The sequence below is a fragment of the Mucilaginibacter pallidiroseus genome, assembly GCF_007846085.1.
Lineage (GTDB): Bacteria > Bacteroidota > Bacteroidia > Sphingobacteriales > Sphingobacteriaceae > Mucilaginibacter > Mucilaginibacter pallidiroseus.
In genome coordinates this window covers 356,416-376,323 of the sequence record NZ_VOEJ01000002.1, presented here as the reverse complement: position 1 = coordinate 376,323, position 19,908 = coordinate 356,416, and the positions used below count along the sequence as shown (strand labels likewise).

General features: G+C 42.7%; 17 protein-coding genes. 11 read left to right on the top strand and 6 right to left on the bottom strand.

What is annotated here, in order from left to right; genetic code table 11:
• The first annotated feature begins 53 nt into the window (after nt 1–53).
• Entirely contained in the window at nt 54–1,877 is a 1,824-nt protein-coding gene (locus FPZ43_RS06125) for a sensor histidine kinase (protein ID WP_261380998.1), read from the top strand.
• 144 nt (nt 1,878–2,021) lie between these two features.
• A complete protein-coding gene (locus FPZ43_RS06120) occupies nt 2,022–2,714 on the top strand; it encodes a response regulator transcription factor (protein ID WP_146380971.1) in 693 nt (230 codons plus the stop codon).
• On the opposite strand, the gene FPZ43_RS06115 is transcribed toward FPZ43_RS06120, so the two are convergent.
• On the bottom strand, nt 2,711–3,058 hold the full coding sequence (locus tag FPZ43_RS06115; RefSeq protein ID WP_146380970.1) for a bleomycin resistance protein: 348 nt from the start codon (nt 3,056–3,058) through the stop codon (nt 2,711–2,713). The two genes, FPZ43_RS06120 and FPZ43_RS06115, sit on opposite strands and share 4 nt — an antisense overlap.
• Before the next feature lie 252 nt (nt 3,059–3,310).
• Here FPZ43_RS06115 and FPZ43_RS06110 point away from each other — a divergent pair, with 252 nt between their 5' ends.
• Together FPZ43_RS06110 and FPZ43_RS06105 are read left to right on the top strand one after the other, a co-directional pair.
• Entirely contained in the window at nt 3,311–3,889 is a 579-nt protein-coding gene (locus FPZ43_RS06110; RefSeq protein ID WP_146380969.1) for an outer membrane beta-barrel protein, read from the top strand.
• Nucleotides 3,890–4,061: 172 nt separating this feature from the next.
• Complete coding sequence (locus tag FPZ43_RS06105) at nt 4,062–5,630, top strand: M28 family metallopeptidase (protein ID WP_261380997.1); 1,569 nt, start codon at nt 4,062–4,064, stop codon at nt 5,628–5,630.
• Nucleotides 5,631–6,134: 504 nt separating this feature from the next.
• On the opposite strand, the gene dxs is transcribed toward FPZ43_RS06105, so the two are convergent.
• Nucleotides 6,135–8,063: a 1-deoxy-D-xylulose-5-phosphate synthase gene (dxs, locus tag FPZ43_RS06100; RefSeq protein ID WP_146380968.1), complete on the bottom strand. Its 1,929-nt coding sequence runs from the start codon at nt 8,061–8,063 to the stop codon at nt 6,135–6,137.
• A gap of 128 nt (nt 8,064–8,191) precedes the next feature.
• Between dxs and FPZ43_RS06095 the strand changes: the two genes are divergently transcribed.
• The 4 genes from FPZ43_RS06095 to FPZ43_RS06080 all read left to right on the top strand — a co-directional run bounded on the left by FPZ43_RS06095 (nt 8,192) and on the right by FPZ43_RS06080 (nt 14,073).
• Entirely contained in the window at nt 8,192–8,944 is a 753-nt protein-coding gene (locus FPZ43_RS06095; RefSeq protein WP_146380967.1) for a segregation and condensation protein A, read from the top strand.
• A 70-nt stretch (nt 8,945–9,014) separates the two neighbouring features.
• Complete coding sequence (locus FPZ43_RS06090) at nt 9,015–9,467, top strand: lipocalin family protein (RefSeq protein WP_146380966.1); 453 nt, start codon at nt 9,015–9,017, stop codon at nt 9,465–9,467.
• A gap of 186 nt (nt 9,468–9,653) precedes the next feature.
• Nucleotides 9,654–10,940 carry a serine hydroxymethyltransferase gene (gene glyA / locus FPZ43_RS06085; RefSeq protein WP_146380965.1) on the top strand — a complete coding sequence of 429 codons (1,287 nt, stop codon included), beginning with the start codon at nt 9,654–9,656 and terminating at the stop codon, nt 10,938–10,940.
• 7 nt (nt 10,941–10,947) lie between these two features.
• The gene (locus tag FPZ43_RS06080) at nt 10,948–14,073 is read left to right on the top strand and encodes a PAS domain S-box protein (RefSeq protein ID WP_146380964.1); all 3,126 of its coding nucleotides are present in this window, start codon (nt 10,948–10,950) and stop codon (nt 14,071–14,073) included.
• Nucleotides 14,074–14,164: 91 nt separating this feature from the next.
• On the opposite strand, the gene FPZ43_RS06075 is transcribed toward FPZ43_RS06080, so the two are convergent.
• From FPZ43_RS06075 to rlmN, 4 genes are read right to left on the bottom strand one after another with little or no spacing between them, the layout of a single operon-like run.
• Entirely contained in the window at nt 14,165–14,863 is a 699-nt protein-coding gene (locus tag FPZ43_RS06075) for a ComF family protein (RefSeq protein WP_146380963.1), read from the bottom strand.
• A 16-nt stretch (nt 14,864–14,879) separates the two neighbouring features.
• Nucleotides 14,880–15,287, bottom strand: coding sequence for a type II toxin-antitoxin system VapC family toxin (locus FPZ43_RS06070; RefSeq protein WP_146380962.1), 408 nt, complete (start codon nt 15,285–15,287; stop codon nt 14,880–14,882).
• 3 nt (nt 15,288–15,290) lie between these two features.
• Nucleotides 15,291–15,539 (bottom strand): hypothetical protein, encoded by a 249-nt coding sequence (locus tag FPZ43_RS06065; RefSeq protein WP_146380961.1) that lies wholly within the window; start codon nt 15,537–15,539, stop codon nt 15,291–15,293.
• 39 nt (nt 15,540–15,578) lie between these two features.
• A complete protein-coding gene (gene rlmN, locus FPZ43_RS06060) occupies nt 15,579–16,655 on the bottom strand; it encodes a 23S rRNA (adenine(2503)-C(2))-methyltransferase RlmN (RefSeq protein WP_146380960.1) in 1,077 nt (358 codons plus the stop codon).
• A 150-nt stretch (nt 16,656–16,805) separates the two neighbouring features.
• Between rlmN and FPZ43_RS06055 the strand changes: the two genes are divergently transcribed.
• From FPZ43_RS06055 to FPZ43_RS06045, 3 genes are all read left to right on the top strand, one after another.
• Nucleotides 16,806–17,981: an amidohydrolase family protein gene (locus FPZ43_RS06055; protein ID WP_146380959.1), complete on the top strand. Its 1,176-nt coding sequence runs from the start codon at nt 16,806–16,808 to the stop codon at nt 17,979–17,981.
• A gap of 78 nt (nt 17,982–18,059) precedes the next feature.
• A complete protein-coding gene (locus tag FPZ43_RS06050) occupies nt 18,060–18,332 on the top strand; it encodes an acylphosphatase (RefSeq protein WP_146380958.1) in 273 nt (90 codons plus the stop codon).
• Between the two features lie 31 nt (nt 18,333–18,363).
• Nucleotides 18,364–19,863 carry an oligosaccharide flippase family protein gene (locus FPZ43_RS06045; protein WP_146380957.1) on the top strand — a complete coding sequence of 500 codons (1,500 nt, stop codon included), beginning with the start codon at nt 18,364–18,366 and terminating at the stop codon, nt 19,861–19,863.
• The last annotated feature ends 45 nt before the right edge of the window (nt 19,864–19,908 follow it).

Sequence of the window (19,908 nt, the reverse complement as noted above, 5' to 3'; positions counted from 1 at the left end):
AAATTTGTTAAAAGCCTCTACGGTAAGTCAATTAAAAATAAATTTGTATTTGCATGAAAAAGCGGAGTATTGGTTTAATTATAGGGTTGATGGGTTTTGCGTTGGTAGGCGTGGTGGCTATGCAGCTTTATTTTTTGCGCCAGTCATACAAAATGCAATCCGAGCTTTTTAACCGGTCGGTTAACGAGGCGCTGAACAGCGTGGTTAACAAAGTTGCCAAACGCGATGCCATTAACTTTTTGAACGCCAAAACCGACAGGCAGCAATCATTCACATCATTACAAAGGGTAGATAAGATTACCCAGATCAGCATCAACGGAAAAAATACATCGCTCGATTCGGTTACCATTCGCAATAAAAAAAGCAAGCGTGAGCGTAAACTTGCCATGCTGCGCGATAGCCTTAAGCGCATGATCATGCATAAACAAATGGATGATGATTTGGCGCGTATGGCCCAGATGGGGACAGTAAACCTGCGCATCAGGATAGAGGAGTTTACCGATGAGTTTGGCGATGTGCATGGCCGCTTTATACCCGAGATAGTTAAAACCCCGGCACCTGTGCGTAACCCTAAGCGCAAGCTTAATAAATATGATACCCTGCGATACACCTACATCGACCCGCAATTTGGCCGTCAGGTGATATCAGAGGCCCGCATTAATCCGCTTTGGCAGCAGGAGCAGATAAGGCATGAAAAGGAACGCCGTTTTAAAGAAGTAAAGAAGATGCTCGAGGCAGACTCGCTGCAGAATATTTCGCAAACGTTGCCTACAAAAACCAGTGTTATTGAAAGCATTGCCGAGGAGTACCGAAAATCTAACGAGCCGCTTTATAAGCGTATCAACACAATCTGGATAGATTCACTCTTGCGTTTTGAGCTGCATAATCGCGGTATTTCGCTTCCGTTTAGTTATGAAGTAAGCACAGCCAACAGCGACTCGCTCATTTTCTCGAGCGCCATGAATCAGGGCGAAAAGCCGCATTTTGTGGAAGCTAATACTTATGAAAAGCCCATCTTCAGCAACGAGGTGGTGAACGACCCTGGCAAGATTAAAATTACCTTCCCCGAAAAAAGCTCTTTTATATTAGGTAACATGACAGCCACCATGGGCAGTACTGCCGGATTGCTGTTGGTGCTGATTTTCTGTTTCGGTTATACCATCATGTCGATATTAAAGCAAAAGAAGATATCGGAGATGAAGATAGACTTCATTAATAACATGACGCACGAGTTTAAGACGCCGGTATCAACCATTATGATTGCCAGCGAGGCTTTAAAGGATGATGAAATTGCCGAAGATAAGGCCAGGGTGGCCCGTCTTGCCAATGTTATATATGAAGAAAATGTGCGCCTCGGCAGCCATATCGAGCGTGTGCTTAATATTGCCCGGATAGAAAAAAACGATTTCAAGCTGGAACAAAAGCCGGTTGATGTTAATGAAATGATTGGCGTAGTGTTGGATAGCATGAATTTGAAACTACAGAAGTGCGGTGCGGAAGCCAACTTGCATCTGGAAGCCGAAAACCCGGTTATTATTGCCGACGAACTGCATTTTAGCAATGTGCTTTATAACCTTATTGATAATGCCATAAAGTACAGTAAAGATGCCCCGGTTATAACTATCAGCACATTTAATAAAGGCGGCCAGGTGTACATTCGGGTTGCTGATAAAGGTATAGGAATGAACCGCGATCAGCAAGCCAAAATATTCGAGCAGTTTTACCGTATACCAACCGGTAATTTGCATGATGTTAAAGGCTTTGGCCTTGGGTTAAGCTATGTAAACACCATTGTAAAAAGGCTGGATGGTACGATAAGCGTACGGTCCGAAAAAGATAAAGGCTCGGAGTTTGAACTCAAATTTGCGGCGGTGTGATGATTTTTAGTCCGGAAAGTCCGAAAGTTGGGAAGTCCGAAAGATTTAATTAGTTGGAAAGTCAGATAAGTCAGAAAGATGCTTTGTTTCTATCTTTCGGACTTCTCGGACTTTCGGACTCCCCGACTTCTTAAAAAAATACTCATGAAGAAAATACTACTTGTTGAAGATGATCCTAACCTGGGCCTGTTATTACAGGATTACCTGCAGCTTAAGGGTAAGTTTGATGTTGTACTTTGTAAAGATGGCGAGGAAGGCCTGCGTGCATTTACAAAACAAGCTTATGATTTGCTGATCCTCGATGTGATGATGCCCAAAAAGGATGGATTTACATTAGGCAAGGAGATTAGAAAGATAAACCCCACTGTGCCCATCATTTTTGCAACTGCCAAGGCAATGATTGAGGATAAAACTCAGGCGTTTACTCTAGGCGGGGATGATTATATAACCAAGCCCTTCAGGATAGAGGAATTACTGTTGCGCATTAACGCGTTGTTGAAACGTACACAAGCTGCCGAGAAAACTGACGATGAAAAACCCGCACAATTTAGCCTGGGGAGCTACGACTTTGATTACACCTCGCAAATTATCACACGCAATGGCAATACCCAAAAGCTCTCGACCAAAGAGGCCGAACTATTAAGGTTGCTTTGCCTTAAAAAGAACGAGGTACTAACCCGTGAGGAGGCATTGCTTAACATATGGCACGATGATAACTATTTTAACGGCCGCAGCATGGATGTGTTTTTAAGCAAAATACGTAAGTATTTAAAGGACGATCCATCAGTAGAGATCATCAACGTGCATGGCCGGGGTTACAAACTGCTTATCAACTAAGCTATATCTTCGCCAAGCCGTATAAGGTTTCCGTTATTATCTAAAATAGAAAATTCTCGTTTGTTCCAGGGGCGGTTCTTTAATGGATCATTAGGGTGCACAACACCTTGCGCAAGGTACTCGGCATAAAGTTTATCTACCTCGGTAACGTGTACGTAGCAGCCGGTTGCCTTTGGTACCTCAGGGTCGGTAGTGGCCCAATGATGAATAATGATATTATCACGATGAAATATCAGGTAACCATCCCAATTGGCATCTAAAATAAATCCAAGCTTTTGGGTATAAAAAGTGATAGTTTCATCAGCATTTAATGATGCTAATACCGGTACAGCCGTTTGTAACATATAAGTTGCATTTGTAAAGATAAATGTAGGGTATTATGCGCAATATGTATTAATTAAGAGATGTAATTGTCAATCAAACATTTTTAACACTAATAAATGCCAATTTTATTTCCTGATAAATTTATGTTCTTTTAGCCTGATTTTAAGTATAATATAATTTTATTTCTCGGCAATTATTCTTATTTGCTTTAAGTTAAAGCTTTGTTATTGACGGATGGCACCTCAATTGCCTATAGTTATGAAAATAATATTATGAAAAAATTTACTTTACTATTTGTATTAGCCGCCGCATTGGGTTTTAAAGCGAATGCTCAAATCCAAAAGGGCAATGTATTGATGGGTGGAAACCTTTCCAACATCAACCTGGGTTTAGATGATCCTAAAATTTTCAGTTTTGATATTACCCCTAAAGCCGCCTGGTTTATTCAGGATAATGTTGCGTTGGGTGGTTATTTAAATTTAGGTATCCAAACTGCTAAAAATACGCCTACTACAACAACTTATGGTGTTGGTGCTTTGGGCCGTTACTACACAGGGTCAGACGTTGAGGTATTGAAACATGGCCGTATTTTTGGCGAGGCAACAGTAGGTGTTGGCGGTGCTAACGTAAGCGACGGTGGTGGCAAAACCAACGGTCTTAACTTAAGCGTTGGTCCGGGCTTTGCATACTTTATTACACCAAGCATCGGTTTAGAAACACTGCTTAAATACAACAACCTTGTTGGTTTTGGCAATCAAACTTCACAAAGCAATCTTAACTTATCTTTTGGTTTCCAGATTTACCTGCCGGGCAGAAGCACCGCAAGGAAAGTACAAGGCGATGTTAGATAGTTAACCTATTCTTTTAAGTTCAAAAAGGGTATTGCGATGAAGCAATGCCCTTTTTGTTTTATGGTGTTTTCCCACGCCAATAAATATTCACTGTAACAACTTTGTTAAGCCCGTGCAACATTAATTGCAGTTTTAATTAAATAAGTTTGTTGTAATTAACTAACTGACTTATATGAAATTAAAATTACTTTACACCTGCATGGCTGCTGCAGGCCTGGCAGGATCGGCCATGGCGCAAGAGGTTGTGGATCAGGCTGCTGTTGCTAAAATTCGTGAAGAGGGTTTAAACCATTCAAAGGTAATGGAAACCGCTTTTTACTTAACAGATGTTGCCGGTCCGCGTTTGTCAAACTCGCCCGGCTTAAAACGCGCTCAGGATTGGGCCGTTAAACAACTCACCTCATGGGGTATGGTAAACGCCAAATTGGAGCCTTGGGGCAAATTTGGTAAAGGCTGGGAAGTGCAGAAAAATTATGCTGCTATCACGGTTCCTTATTATCACGCCATCATTGCTATTCCTAAAGCATGGACACCAAGCACCAACGGTTTGATAAAAGGCGAAGTGGTACTTGTAAAGGCCGATACCACTACCGATTTAGATAAATATAAAGGCAAGCTTGCAGGTAAAATTGTAATATTTGACACGCAGGCAAAACTGCAGCGCAGTAAAAATCCCGACCTGTCCCGTTATACCGACGAGGAACTGGCAAAAATGGAAGCTGCTACTTTGGCTCCTGCGGGTGGTGCACCGCGCAGGCAGTTTGATGCCAACTCGCCGCAATTTGCAGCTATGCGCCGTGCAAGGGCAATGCGTGCTACCATCAACGAATTTTTGTTGAACGAGAAGGTAGGTTTAATACTGGCCCAGGGCCGAGGTACCGATGGTACTACTTTTACTACCAACGGTGCATCGTACGCTGACACCGCAAAGGCTGTAGCGCCTGAGCTGGAAACCAGCGGTGAAGATTACCTGCGTATTTTGCGCTTGGTTAAAGCAGGCCAAAAGGTTGAACTGGAAGCCGATATCAAAACGGAGTTTTTCAATAAAGACCTGCAAGGTTACAACGTGATTGCCGAGATACCGGGTACTGATAAAAAACTGAAGGACCAGGTAATTATGATAGGCGGCCACCTCGATTCATGGCATGGTGCAACCGGTGCAACTGATAATGCTGCCGGCAGTGCCGTTATGATGGAAGCTATGCGTATCCTGAAAGCTATTAACTATAAGCCAAAACGTACTATCCGTATTGCGCTTTGGAGCAGCGAGGAGCAGGGTTTATTCGGTTCTCGCGGGTATGTTGCCCAGCACTTTGGCGACCGTGCTACCATGGCTCTTAAACCGGAGCACGCTAAACTGGATGCTTACTACAACTTAGATAACGGTACAGGTAAAATACGTGGTATATACCTGCAAGGCGACAGCGCCGCAGGGCCGATATTTAAAGCGTGGTTAGCGCCGTTTAAGGATTTAGGAGCAGGTTCAGTGACCGTGGGTAACACCGGCGGTACGGATCATCAATCATACGATGCTTTGGGCTTACCGGGTTTCCAGTTCATCCAGGATGGTATGGATTACAACACCCGTACACACCACAGCAACCAGGATACCTATGACCGCCTTAGCGAAGAAGATTTGAAGCAGGCAGCTACCATTGTAGCATCGTTTGTTTACAACACATCAGAGCGTAAGGAAATGATCCCACGCAAAACATTACCAACGCCTCCACCGGCGCGATAAGTTATTCCCATAACCCCCCCTAAAGGGGAACAAATATTTTAAAGGCGATGAGCACAAACTCATCGCCTTTGTTGTTTTGTGAAATTTATTACGTTTAGCACCTACGGCGCAAAAATGGCTTTGCGCTATCTGCTACAAAGCTGTAGCTCCTACGGAGCAAATATTTTGTTTGGAAGATGTAAGTACACATGGTAGCTAACCATCTTAATTGATGTTTATGATATTAACCTAAATACAGGATAAGTTCTCTTAGCGATTCCCCCGTAAGGTCATTTGCAGTTTTTCTTTACTAAAGAGCTGTTCGCATACCTTTTTTCTATAAATAAATAGCAGTTATCACTTAAAATAGCCCTGCCCCGTTAGGGACTAAAGCTTTGTAGCGTCCCGACGCAAACGCCTTTGCGCCGTAGGTGCAATACTAAACTGCTTACATTCACTCTTACGAAAACAAAAACCCCCTTTGCTAATGCAAAGAGGGTTTCTCTAAATTTTGAAAGCAACGAATTACGACGCTATAATATGCTTATTCAACGTGATGCCTGATTTTTTTACCTGCATGGCTATAGAAGCTGCATCGTAACCGCATTCGGCCCAAAGTTCGGGCTGTTCGCCGTGTTCGATAACTTTATCCGGTATACCCAGACGAACAACGTTTGCGCTGTATTTATTATCGGCCATAAATTCTAAAATGGCAGATCCCATCCCGCCTTCAAGGCAACCATCCTCAACAGTTATAACGTTTGGATACTTTTGGAAAACCTCGTGCAGCAAGTCGGCATCAAGTGGTTTTACAAAGCGGATATCGTAATGTGCCGGGTAGTAACCTTCCTCGTTCAGCGCAGTGGTAGCCTTAACTACTTCGTTACCTATAGCGCCGATAGACAGTATGGCAACTTCTTCGCCGTCACAAACCTTGCGGCCCTTGCCTACGGTTATAGCCTTCATTGGGCGTTGCCAATCAACCATAACACCGTTACCACGAGGGTAGCGTATAACAAACGGACCCATATTATCTAACTGGGCAGTGTACATCAGGTTACGCAGCTCCTCTTCGTTCATTGGTGCAGCTACCGTCATGTTCGGGATACAACGCATGTAAGCCAAATCATAGGCACCATGGTGTGTAGCGCCGTCGGCCCCGGCAAAACCTGCGCGGTCAAGGCAAAACACAACATTAAGGTTTTGTATAGCCACGTCATGAATAACCTGGTCATACGCGCGTTGCATAAAGCTCGAGTATATGTTGCAAAAAGGTGTTAACCCTTGTGTTGCTAAACCAGCACTAAAAGTAACCGCGTGCTGCTCGGCAATACCCACGTCAAAAGCGCGATGAGGCATGGCTTTCATCATCAGGTTTAATGAGCATCCCGATGGCATTGCCGGGGTAATACCCATTATTTTAGGGTTGGCCTCGGCAAGTTCAATAATGGTATGGCCAAAAACATCCTGGTATTTAGGCGGCTGCGGTTTGTCGTAATAGGTCTTTTTAATCTCGCCGGTTATCTTGTCGAACAAGCCGGGAGCGTGCCACTTGGTTTGGTCCTTTTCGGCCAGGGCATAGCCCTTGCCTTTGGTGGTAATGCAATGTAAAAGTTTTGGTCCGGGAATCTCGCGCAAATCCTGCAGCAATTTTACCAGGTGTTTTACATCATGGCCGTCAACCGGGCCGAAATAGCGGAATTTAAGCGCCTCAAAAAAGTTGCTCTTTTTAAGCAATGTGCCTTTTATGCTTTTTTCGATCTTCTTGGCAATCTTGAAAGCATCAGGCCCAATTGAGGACAGCTTGGTTAACACATTAGCAATATCATCCCTAAACCGGTTGTATGGCTTAGAGGTGGTAATATCTGTAAGGTATTCTTTCAGCGCACCAACGTTAGGGTCAATGGCCATGTTATTATCGTTCAGTATCACCAGCAAATTGCTGTTCTCGATACCGGCATGGTTAAGCGCCTCGAAAGCCATACCTGCGGTCATGCTGCCGTCGCCAATAACGGCTACGTGCTGCCTGTCAGTCTCGCCTTTGTATTGCGAGGCAACAGCCATACCCAAAGCTGCAGAAATTGAGGTTGACGAGTGGCCAACGCCAAAAGTGTCATAAATGCTTTCGCTGCGTTTAGGAAAACCGCTTATGCCCCCATGTAAACGGTTGGTATGAAAGTCATCCCGACGGCCGGTAAGTATTTTGTGCCCGTATGCCTGGTGGCCAACGTCCCACACCAATTGGTCGTAAGGCGTGTTAAGCACGTATTGCAGCGCTACAGTAAGCTCAACCACACCAAGGCTTGCCGCAAAGTGGCCGCCATTTACCGATACAACATCAATAATATACTGGCGTAATTCATCGCATACTTGTTCAAGCTCGTCTTCCTTAAACTGCTTTAAATCAGAAGGGTTGTTAATGCGTTTTAAAAGATTACCGGCGGGTACCTGCATGGACAATTTAATAGAGTATGATAACTCACAAAAGTAAGTATTTACATGGAATATAATAAAGGTAACTATTGTTTTGTAAATAACAATAGTTTAAAAGTTATACTTAATATGATGTAAATTTGAGTTGTATGACAGACGAGTCCTTTGCTATAAGGCTGCCCCAGTTTGAGGGACCCTTTGATCTGCTGCTCTTTTTTATCGAGCGGGACGAGCTGGATATACATGATATCCCCATCGCCCGTATTGCCAACGATTTTCTGGACTACATCCACCAGATGAGTATCCTGAACATGGATATTGCCAGTGAGTTTATTTTTGTGGCCGCCACCCTGATGCGTATCAAGGCTAAAATGCTGCTGCCACGTCACAATGCCGAAGGCGAAGAAAACGAGATGGATACCAAGGAAGGGCTGATACGCAAGCTTATTGAGTATAAAAAGTTTAAGGAGCTTTGTGATGAGTTGCGCCCCTTTGAAGAGGAGCGTTTTATGCAGGAGAAACGTGGCAACATTAAAGCCGATCTGGAGCAGGTAGAAAAAGTTGCCACCCCCGGTGAGGAGTTGTCAGAACTAAGCCTTTATCGCCTCATGATGGTTTATAGCCGTGTTATGCGCCAGTTTATGAGCCGCACCGAACAGGTAACGCATACCGTAACGCAATACCCCTACACCATCGAGCAGCAAAAAACAGCCATTGCCGACTTGCTACGCATAAACAGCAAACTCGATTTTAGTAATATTGCCGCCCGGTCGGAAAATAAAGTGCACTTCGTTTATAATTTTTTAGCTGTGCTGGAGATGCTTCAGCAGGAACTTATACATATAACTATTGGCTTGGGTTTCAACAATTTTTGGATAGAACCAAGAGATGTTGAGACGTAGAAAGCTGCCCTAAGAAATTCAATTAGAAAATCTTAAAGTAAGGTCTGAATTTATTTTTTATATTCATCGGATGAAAAATAAACTAAACCTTAATTTATTGTTACTTGTCTTTGTGGGAGTTATCGTTGCAAGCTGCAGTAAAAATGATTCTAACACACCCACTCCTTCCCCGGCACCCGCTGCAATAAGCATTGTTGGTAATTGGAAATTTGCCAAAGATACCCTTGTCCAATACAATACCAATGGCTCCGTTTCTTCAGTTGATGCAACCGGGCCAAGCGATGGATTTCTTAACCTCAAAGCAGATGGTTCATATATTGCAAGAGAAGATTTAAATACTACCGAAAATCAGACAGGTACTTATACGGTATCCGGCAACCAATTTACGATGTATGAGCCACGTTATGATAGCAAGGTAACCTTCACTATAAAAACGCTTAACGAACATAACCTGGTGCTATTTACAGAACAGTTTGGTACACCGGGCCGTCGATCAACCTATATTGAGTATTTTACAAGATAATTAAGTTTTGTTGTATATTTTGTAATACTCTAATTTAGGGTTTTGACTATCGATTTTACTTTTCAGTAGCTATGTAATCTTAAACTCAACCGCATCGTTATTACTGATTGTTAATAACATAAAGTTTTCATCCAAAAGCCACATTACAAATCAAATATCTATTTTTACGGCGTTTTAACTACAACAATGAAAAGAGATAAACTAATTTTTAAGCTGTTGGATGAAGAGCAGCAACGCCAGGAAGAAGGTATCGAGCTTATTGCTTCAGAAAACTTTGTGAGCCCACAGGTAATGGAGGCTGCAGGTTCTGTAGCTACCAATAAATACGCCGAAGGCCTGCCGGGCAAGCGCTACTATGGCGGTTGCGAAATAGTTGATGAAATTGAAACCATCGCTATTGAGCGCGCCAAGCAATTATTCAATGCCGAGTGGGCAAACGTACAGCCTCACTCTGGCGCACAGGCAAATGCAGCGGTTATGCTGGCCTGCCTGCAGCCAGGCGATAAAATATTAGGATTCGACCTTTCTCATGGCGGCCACTTAACACATGGCTCGCCTGTAAACTTTTCTGGTAAGCTTTACGAGCCGCATTTTTACGGCGTGGTTAAAGAAACCGGTTTAATAGATTATGCTCAGCTTGAAAAGGTTGCACTTGAGCAAAAACCAAAATTAATAATCTGCGGTGCATCTGCCTACTCACGCGATTGGGATTATGCATTTATCCGTAGCGTCGCCGATAAAGTTGGCGCTTTGGTACTAGCAGATATTTCGCACCCGGCAGGCTTAATTGCCCGCGGTTTATTAACAGACCCGCTGCCGCATTGCCATATTGTTACCACCACCACCCACAAAACATTGCGCGGCCCGCGTGGCGGCCTTATTTTGTTAGGTAAGGATTTTGAGAACCCTTGGGGCCACAAAACACCTAAGGGCGAGGTGAGGATGATGTCGTCATTGCTAGATATGGCTGTTTTCCCCGGTACGCAGGGTGGCCCGCTCGAGCATATTATAGCTGCTAAAGCTATTGCGTTTGGCGAAGCACTTAGCGATAGCTATATGAAATACATTTTGCAGGTTAAGCTTAACGCCGCTGCTATGGCAAAGGCTTTTGTTGCAAAAGGTTATGATATCATATCCGGCGGTACCGATAACCATTTAATGCTTATCGACCTGCGCAATAAAAATATAACAGGTAAGGCGGCAGAAAATGCACTTGTTAAAGCCGATATTACTGCCAATAAAAACATGGTTCCGTTTGATGATAAGTCGCCGTTTGTTACGTCGGGTATCCGCCTGGGTACTGCGGCTATTACAACGCGCGGTTTAAAGGAAAAACACATGGATACCATTGTTGACCTGATAGATGCTGTAATTACTGATCCGGAAAATGAAACATCGCTAAATAAAATCCGTAAAAAGGTTCACAAGCTGATGGAGGATTTTCCGTTATACCGCGATAAAGATTTGAGTTGATAGATAAATGGATAATGAGCTAAAACATCATGACGAAACCAAAAGCCGCCTATCGGCCTTAGCTTCATATGATGTTTTAGATACATTGCCCGAAAAAGAATTTGATGCCATAACGCGCCTGGCATACTATATATGCCAGGCGCCAATGGCGTTAATAACACTGCTGGATGATGAAAAGCAGTGGTTTAAATCAAAGATTGGGTTAGATATCTCCGAAACCCCTATACAAGATTCGTTTTGCCGCTATACTATACAGGGCAATGAAATTTTTGAGGTGCCAGATACCAAACTGCACCGCGACTTTAAGTCCAATCCTTTTGTAGATACTGATAACGGCGTACGATTTTATGCCGGAGCCCCGCTTATTGATCCTGATGGCTACCGACTTGGTGCCCTTTGCGTGCTCGACGTGGTACCCCGCCAGCTTACGGCAGAGCAACGCGACGCGCTCACCACGCTGGCAGGCGAGGTAATGTCACACCTGTTGCTTCGTAAACAAAAGAAAGAGCTGGAACAGAATATAAACCTGCACCAGGAGTTTGCAACGCTTTTCAACAACTCGTCTGAAATACATTTTATTGCTAATGCTGAGGCTAATATCGAGATCATTAATAATACCGTGCTCGATATCTTAGGCTATACACAGCAACAAGCCATTGGTAAATCGTTATGGGATTTTGTAGCAGGACGTAGCCGGGAGCTATATGTGCCACTTATCGAGAAAGCTAAAGCCAGCGAAAAGCCAATTGAGCTGGAAACGCAAACGCTTACCGCAGCCGGTGATGTTAAATGGCTCAGCTGGACCGCTGTAAACAAAGCGGGTAAATGGTATGCCAGCGGCAGGGATATTACCTTCCAAAAGCAGTTGGTACTGCAAACGGAGCAGTTATCTTTAGTGGCCAGTAAGATCAAGAATGGTGTAGTAATAAGCGATGCACACGATAAAGTGGTGTGGACAAATGATGCATTTGAGGCCATAACGGGTTACTCGCAACAGGATATTGAGGGCCAGTTTCTTGGCGATGTGTTAAAAGGCAAAACGGAAAATATACAAACCGAAAGCAAGTTGCTTGACGCCCGCGACAAAAATCAATCGTACGAGGTTGAGCTTTTTATGCACACCAAAAGCGGGCAGCCCATTTGGATTTCTGTTACAAATTCAACCATTTACGGACCGGGCAATACTGTTGAGAAGTGTATACGTATAATTATCGATATCACTGCAAGGAAGATAGCTGAGCATGACGTTGAAATATTATCGTTCGCTGCCCGAAAATCGCCGAGCGGTATCATGATACGGGGGGGCGACGGCCGGATAATTTGGATGAACGAGTCATTGGAAAAGATCATCGGCTATGAACTTGCCGAACTTAAAGGGCATACTATCGGCGAAAAGCTGATCGGCCCCGAGTCGGATTTATCTGTTTACAATCATGCGGTACAATCTGTAAAAGAAAATAAGCCTTATGAGGTTGAGATAAAAATTTACCGTAAGGATGGGTCAAAAACCTGGGTGCATGTATCAAACAGCCCATTGTTTAATGATGCAGGTAGCGTAGAGCGCCAGATAGGAGTAATGGTTGACATTACCGAGCGTAAAGAGACCGAAGAGCAACTCATGACCTTGTCTTTAGTAGCCAGCAGCACCACCAGCGGTGTGGTTATAAACAACGCCGATGGAAAGGTAGAGTGGGTAAACAGCGCCTTCGAAAAAATTACGGGTTACAGCCTTATCGAGGTGAGCGGTAAGCACCTGGGCGATTCGCTTAAGGGCGAACTTACTGATGCTTCTATCATTCAAAAAGCCCGCGAGCTGTCGCAACTAAAGCAATCTTTTGAGGTCGACTTGTTGATTTACCGTAAAGACGGTCAACCGCTATGGATAACGGTTATCAACTCGGTAATTACCGATGATGATGGCAAAGTTGAAAAATACATTGAAGTTATCATTGACATAACAGCCAAGAAAAAGGCCGAACTGGAATTAATTGCTGCGAAAGAAGAAGCTTTGCAGCTAAGCCGCGCCAAGGATATGTTTATTGGTGTGATGAGTCATGAAATCCGTACATCGCTAAATGCGGTGATAGGGATGTCGCACCTGTTGCTTGATGAGAGTCCGCTGGAGAGCCAGAAGGAGAATTTGAACATCCTCAAGTTTTCGGCAGAAAACCTGATGAACCTAATAAACGATGTGCTTGATTTTACCAAGATCGAAACCGGCAACATCGAACTGGAAAAGGCCCGTGTAAACCTGCGCGATCTGGTTGAAACAATTACGGCATCTATGCAATATAAGGTTGCCCAGAATAATATTTACCTTAAATGTGATATAGACCCCGAAGTGCCCGAATTGGTAATTGGCGACCGTGCGCGGCTTACTCAAATATTGCTTAACCTGGTAACCAATTCAGTCAAGTTTACCAATAAGGGTGGTGTAATGATAGATTTGAAGGTACTTGAGCAAACAAAAAACACTATAAGAATACGTTTTGCCATAACAGATACCGGAATTGGTATTGCAAAAAACAAATTAAACACCATATTTGAATCTTTTAAACAAGCTGAGGCAGATACAACCCGTAATTATGGCGGTACCGGCCTTGGTTTAGCTATTAGCAAACGCCTTATTGAACTGCACGACTCACGGATAAGCGTAGAAAGTGTATTGAATGAAGGCTCGACGTTTTGGTTTGCAATTACCTTTACAAGGGTTGAAGACCATATAGTTATTAATTACAATAAAGTGGAACAAGGACTAACTATTAACGTATTGGTGGTTGACGATAACCAGATTAACAGGCTCCTTATAAACAAGGTGCTGAAAAAATGGGGTGCGACAGCCGATTTTGCCGAGAACGGACAGGAAGCCATCAGCAAGCTGGAAGCATCTAAAAGCTTTGACGTTGTTTTGATGGATATACACATGCCGATAATGGGCGGTCTTGAAGCTACCGGCATCATCAGGGGCAAAGCTGATGCATATTTTCAGAACCTGCCAATTATTGCCCTTACTGCCTCGATGCTAAGCAACGAAATGGGCGAGATTGAAGGCGCCGGCATGAACGACTATATCTTGAAACCTTTTGACCCAAAAACTCTTTTCGAAAAATTAAGCCGCTATCAGAGGCAGTAATTAGTTGATTAGCTATAGTTAGCAGTGAACCGTAATCAGTAAATAGGACTTTCACTGACTACTAATAACTAATTACAAATACCTAAGTGGACTACTCCGCATACGCTATAGTGGCAATGCTCAGTTTTAGTCCGGGAACTTTAAGTAATTCGGCGCCGCAGGCTTCCAATGTTGAGCCAGTGGTAACTATATCATCAACCAGCAACACGTGCTTATTAGCCAGCAGGTCCGGATTGGCTACTTCAAATACCTCTTTCATATTCTCGAACCTTGCAAAGCGCGATTTATGTGTTTGCGTTTTTGTAGCCACCGTTCGTATCAAATTTCCTGTGCTTACTTCAGCCGTTAATTTATCAGCCAGGCCGTAGGCAAAGCACTCGCTTTGGTTATAGCCCCGTTCGCGCAATCGTTTTTTGTGAAGCGGCACCGGGATAATAAAATTAACAGTTTTAAATATTTCATTATCCGCCAGCTGCGCGCCGGCAATGTTGCCAAGTAAGTTGCCAATCTCTTTCATCCCGTTATATTTAAAGTTGTGCATCATGTTTTGCACAGCGCCACCTTTATTAAAGTGGTAAAGGGCGTACGCAGCCTCAAAAGGCAACTTCCCCCAAAATTGCTGGGCAACTATATTATTTGAATGTAGATGGAAATTGGTTTGCGGCAGACTATAGCGGCAGTTAGTACAAAGTAAATCTTCGCCGCCAATAAGGCTCTGGTTGCAGGCCACGCACAACTGCGGAAATATCAGTGATACGAAGTTTGACAGGTAGCTGCGTGCTATGCTCATTTGTTTTGGTCAATGGCTATCGTACAAAGTGTATATTTAGGAAAGTGTGATCTTTTATGATTCCAAAGTCTTTAATGTTGCATGTATAAAGGTCTGTGCAATATTGTTCAGCTATAGCCGTGTGCAGGCAATCATTGAAATTTTTAAATCCGACTAATTTGGCAAGTGTCACAGCTCGGGCAAATTCTGCAGGTCCATAATTAATCGGAATAGTTGCAGTTAAAAAATCCAAGCTTGTTATTATGACATCATTGGGTTGATTAAGTTTTGCCAATACAAATGCCGCTTCCTGTATGCTTAACCAGGATAAAGACAGATTACCTTCTTCAACAAATTGATGCAGTAATATTTTAGCTTGTGAGTGGAGGGAAGAATTTTGATTGACTAAAAAATGTATCAGTACATCGGTATCTATATAATACATACATTAAAATCCGGCAGCGTGCGAGTCGTCAATAATTGAGCGTATGTCTACATCATGAGCAATAACCGGCGCGTTTTTGCTGATGTTTTCCATCATCTTAAGTAAAGCATTTCTATTTGCCGCGGTTTTTTGTTCGTTGCTTTCGATAGATTTAACAGTAATCTCAAGTTCTTTTCCTGTAAATACAGATTTAACAGATTCCAAAAAATCTATGCTTAACTCCTTCGCTTTAAGTCGGTATGTTGTTTGCATGATAATCAAATATAAGCAAAACAAAAATGTTCTCAAAAGCTACGCTACCACAGCAGCAGCATCTTTTTCATTTTCTTTTATGGCAAGCTGGCCACAGGCTGCGTCAATATCCTTACCACGGCTGCGGCGTATATGAGTATTTACGCCCTGGCTGCGTAGATAATCGGCAAATTTCTCGATGCGGTCCTCATCCGCATTTAAAAAATTTGCGAATGATATAGGATTGTATTCAATGATATTTACCTTGCATGGCAGGTGTTTACAAAAGCGGGCAAGCTCTTTAGCGTCTTCAAGGCCATCGTTCACACCATCAAAAACAATGTACTCATAGGTAACAGGGTTTTTGGTTTTGGCGTAGTAATATTTAAGCGCGTCTGCAAGTGCCTTTAATGAGTTTTGCTCATTTATAGGCATAATGGCATTACGCTTTTCGTCATTTGCGGCGTGTAACGAAAGGGCAAGATTAAATTTTACCTGATCGTCGCCAAGTTTACGAATCATCTTGGCAATACCCGCTGTAGAAACCGTTATGCGTTTAGCCGCCATGTTAAGGCCATCTTCGGCTGTAATGCGTTCAATAGATTTTAAAACATTGGCATAGTTAAGCAAAGGTTCGCCCATACCCATGTATACAATGTTTGAAAGCGGTATGCCGTAGTTCTCTCGCGCTTGCTTGTCAATAAGCACTACCTGGTCATAAATTTCATCAGGATTAAGGTTGCGTTTGCGCTCCATGTAGCCGGTAGCACAAAACTTGCAGGTAAGGCTGCAACCCACTTGTGATGATACGCAGGCCGTCATCCTGTCGGTTGTAGGTATTAAAACGCCCTCAATTAAGTGCGTGTCATGCAATATAAAAGAATTTTTTATAGTTTTATCCGCGCTTATCTGTGACGAATTAACTTTGACGTTATTAATTACAAAGTTTTCGTTAAGTTTAGTACGAAGTTCTTTTGAAATATTGCTCATTTCATCAAAGGATAAGCAAGATTTTTTCCAAAGCCATTCATACACCTGTTTAGCTCTAAAGCCCTTTTCATCCATGTTGATAAAGTGCTGTTGCAGAGCTTCAAGTGTAAGGCTACGGATGTCTATTTTTCCTTTTTTGTTGTTCACGTTGCAAAAGTACTTAATTTTAAAAAATTACTGCCCCCTTTTAAGTCATTCTTTTATAACATTAAAAACAATAACTATAGGTTAACGTTGTTTTTAATAAATTAATTAGCGTGCTTTGAAGGATTATTTGAAGATACCAAGTTATATTGAATGAGAAGTTTTATAGCCGATTACGTTTATACCATACAAGCCGATCCCTTAAAGAATGGAATTGTTACCGTTGATGATGCCGGAAAGATTCTCTCTGTAACTGATGATAAAACAACACTTCCCGCTGATACCGAAATCGAAACCCTTAGTGGCGTAATTACCCCGGGTTTCATAAACACGCACTGCCATACCGAGTTATCCCACCTTGAAGGGCAAATAGCACCTGGCAACAGCCTTATCCCTTTTATCCAGGACATTCTGGGTTTCAGAGGAAAATTTGAGGATGCCATTATCAAAGAAGCAGCTGAGCGTGCGGATAAGCAAATGCGCGATAACGGTATTGTAGCAGTTGGCGATATATCAAACACTTCTTTTACTGCCAATTTAAAAGCCGCGAGTAATCTTTACTATCATACTTTTGTAGAGATACTGGGTTTTGTACCATCCGGTGCCGAGGCCGCTTTTCAGGGAGCTTTGGCAACTCTTGAAAAATTTAAACCGCAGTCTGCCTCAATCACTGCACATGCTCCTTACACGGTGTCCAAAGAGCTTTTCAAGCTGATTAAGAAGTACAGTGATACCGGAACCAACCTGCTGAGCATTCACAACCAGGAGTGCGAGGAGGAGAATAAATTTTACCGCTACAAGCTTGGCGCATTTTTAGACCTGTACAAGCACCTGAATATTAATATCGACTTTTTTAAGCCGCAGGCGCGCAACTCCTTACAATCCATAGTGCCATTGCTCTCGAATAGGCAAAAAGTATTGCTGGTTCATAACACCTGCACCAATCTTAAGGATATATACTTCATAAAACGGTTCGACCGTAAGATCAATTGGTGCTTTTGCCCCAATGCCAATATTTACATCGAAAAAAGGTTGCCAAAAATTGAGTTGTTCTTAAACCAGGATATGAATATCACCCTCGGTACAGATAGCCTGGCTTCAAATACAAAACTTTGCATTTTAAGTGAAATGCAAACCATCGATAAAAATTTCCCATCAATAGGTTTTGATACCCTAATTAAGTGGGCTACAATAAACGGGGCCGAATTTTTAGGTATCGATGATAGTAAGGGTTCCATAGAGCCCGGCAAAACGCCCGGACTAAACCTGCTTACCGGCATGGATGGTACCAAACTCACGCCCGAAACCACAGTTAGAAAGCTGGTTTAGTTGAATTTTCGATACAATCTTTTTTAATGGTGGCAGTTATACGTTTACCTTTGCGTGAATTATTTGCATCAGTAAAAAATGAAACATCTTGATATAACTGTAACCGGGACGGTGCAGGGCGTTTTCTTTCGCAAATCTACAAAGGCAGTGGCCGATCAGCTTGGTGTGCGCGGTGTAGTGCGTAATCAGGTTGATGGCAGCGTTTTTATTGAGGCCGAGGCCGACGAAGCCACGCTCGATATGTTTTTGGACTGGTGCAACGAAGGACCCGAAGATGCTCTTGTTGCCGACGTTGAAACGCATGAAGGCGAATTGAAAAACTATCGTAATTTTGAGGTAGTTAAAAAATAGTCCATCTACCCACATAGCCCCCTCTCGATAATTGTCAACAGCTAAAAAATTTGCCGGGCAAACCTTAATTTATGGTCTGAGTACTATGGTTTCAAGGCTGATAGCCTTTATCCTTACTCCGCTTTACGCCCGCACTTTGCCCGTTGCAGGCAACGGCATTTTTACCTCGCTTTACGGTACCGCATCCCTGGCAAATGCTGTACTGGCATTTGGTATGGAAAGTACATTTTTCAGATATCTTAACAAGCATTCAGATCGTAAGCAGCAGGTCTATAATAATTCCTTTGGCGTTATTATCGCAGTATCCTTGATCTTCCTGCTCTCTTGTTTGTTGTTTTTGAATCCCATAGTGGAGTTTCTGTCGGCCGATGCCACGCAAGACAGTCGGGATTACAAATTCTATCTAAAGTGTTTTCTTTTCATTCTTGTATGTGATGCCTTTTGTGTAATTCCGTTCGCAAAAATACGGGCTGACGGAAGGCCTATGCGTTTTGGAGCCATAAAGCTGGCGAACATCATCCTGATGCTGTCTTTCAACCTGTTTTTTTTGTTTGTAATACCATATATCCTAAGGCATCACATGGCAAGTGCTGAGTGGTTTGCTTCGTGGTATAGGGCAAAGTGGGTTGGGTATGTATTTTTATCAAATGCTGCTGCCAGCGTATTCACAATTTTATTGTTACTGCCAGAAATATCCAAACTCAGGTTAAGGTTTGATATGCAAATGCTTAAGAATATGTTCGTTTATAGCTGGCCCGTGCTAATTGCTAATATATCTTTTATAATAAACGAGTCGATTGATAAGACGATGCTTAAGCAATTGCTACCTACCGAGATAAGTGATAAAGAGGTAGGTATTTACGGCATGTGCGCCAAAATAGCTTTGTTTTTAAGTATTACTGTAAGTGCATTCAGGCTTGGCGCTGAGCCATTTTTCTTTAGCCATGCAAAAAATAAAAATGCAGGGGAGATCTATGCCAAGGTTATGAATTACTTTGTAATTGTGGTTACAGTAATATGCGTTGGCTTGGTAGCAAACGTAAATATATTTGCTTACATAATTATGGGTGCGAATAAACCGGGCAATGTATATTGGACGGGCATAGGTGTGGTACCGCCGTTGTTGTTTGGCTACGTAAGCCTTGGCATTTATGGCAACTTATCTATCTGGTATAAATTGTCGGATCAGACCAAATATGGGCTTTATATCTCTGTTATCGGGGCTTTTTTAACTATCGTGTTGAATTACATTTACATACCAAAGTATAGTTACATCGCTTCCGCTTGGATTTCGCTTATAGCCTATGCCAGCATGATGATCATGTCATACATATGGGGTCAAAAAAACTACCCTATTCCCTATAACTTAAATAAAAACCTCGCTTACATCTTAATATCGGTGGTACTCGTTTATTTATCGTTCGTGGTTTTTAAACGGAATATATTTATCGGTAATGGTTTGTTTATTTTATTTGCTTTGGGCGCGCTTTATCTGGAGCGTAACGAACTTAAAGCTATATTTAAACGTTAAATAACTTAATCGATACATCAACTGCCCTTTGGGTATGTTTCGCAC